General features: G+C 76.9%; 1 protein-coding gene. It reads left to right on the plus strand.

The window, feature by feature from the left end:
• Positions 1 to 937 (plus strand): S8 family serine peptidase (locus ACWDR4_RS50115; protein ID WP_450418876.1); only part of this gene is annotated, 937 nt, incomplete at its 5' end.
• Positions 938 to 1,035 lie beyond the last annotated feature (98 nt).

Below are 1,035 nucleotides of genomic sequence, written 5' to 3' on the forward strand. Positions count from 1 at the left end.
CGGGGTGTCCACGACCGCGCCCGCGCTGAAGGGGCGGGTGAAGGCGGTCGGGGAGGCGGGGCAGGACTGTGTGGGGCACGGCAGTTTCGTCGCCGGGCTGATCGCGTCCGCGACGACGGACGGGGTCCGGTTCGCGGGGGTCGCCCAGCAGGCCCGCATCGTGGCTGTGCGCGGGACCGACGCCCGGGGCGCCGCCACGGCGGCCAGCGTCGCGGCGGGGATCCGCGCCGCGGTGCAGGCCGGGGCGAAGGTCGTCGAGGTGTCGCCCGCGCTGGTGCAGGGGTCGGCGGAGCTGACCGCCGCCGTCGAGGACGCGGTCGCGCGCGATGCGCTGGTGGTGGCCGCCGCGGTTCCCGATCCGCCGGCCAGGAGCAGCGGCGGTTCGTCCTCCGGTGCCGACGACGCGCCCGAGCCGCGTGCGTACTGGCCTGCGGCGCAGGAGGGGGTGCTGTCCGTGCTGGACGTGGACTCGACCGGGGGGCGGCCGGACAACGCGCTGGTGCCGCTCGACTCCGATCTGGCTGCGCCCGGTGACGGTGTGGTCGGCCCCGGGCCACGGGGCAGTGGGCACTACATCGGGTCCGGGGCGTCGTTCGCGGCGGGGTTCGTGGCCGGTGCGGCGGCTCTGGTGCGGGCTGCGCATCCTGGGCTGACTGCTGCGCAGGTCGCGGCGCGGCTGGTGTCGACGGCGTATCCCGATGCGGTGCCTCGGTTGGATCCGTATGCGGCGGTGACGTCTGTGGGGCCTGGGGAGGAGGGGGCTGTGGGGGCTGCTTCGGGGCAGCAGGGGCCGGTGCGGTTGCCTGGTGATCCTGGGGCTTTGCCTACGCGGCGGGCTGTGCTGGTTGGGGTGGGGGGGGGGGCGGGGCTGTTGTTGGTGGTGTGGGCGGCGGTTGTGGTGCCTCGGGGGCGGGCTCGGGGGTGGCGGGCGTCGTAGGGGGTGTTTTTCGCCCCCGCCGCCCCTACCCGTCCCATCCCTGGGGGGGGGGGGCGCCCCCCCCCCCCCCAGCCCACAACGGGCACGGGGGGGGAGGC

The organism is Streptomyces sp. NPDC000878 (assembly GCF_053599695.1).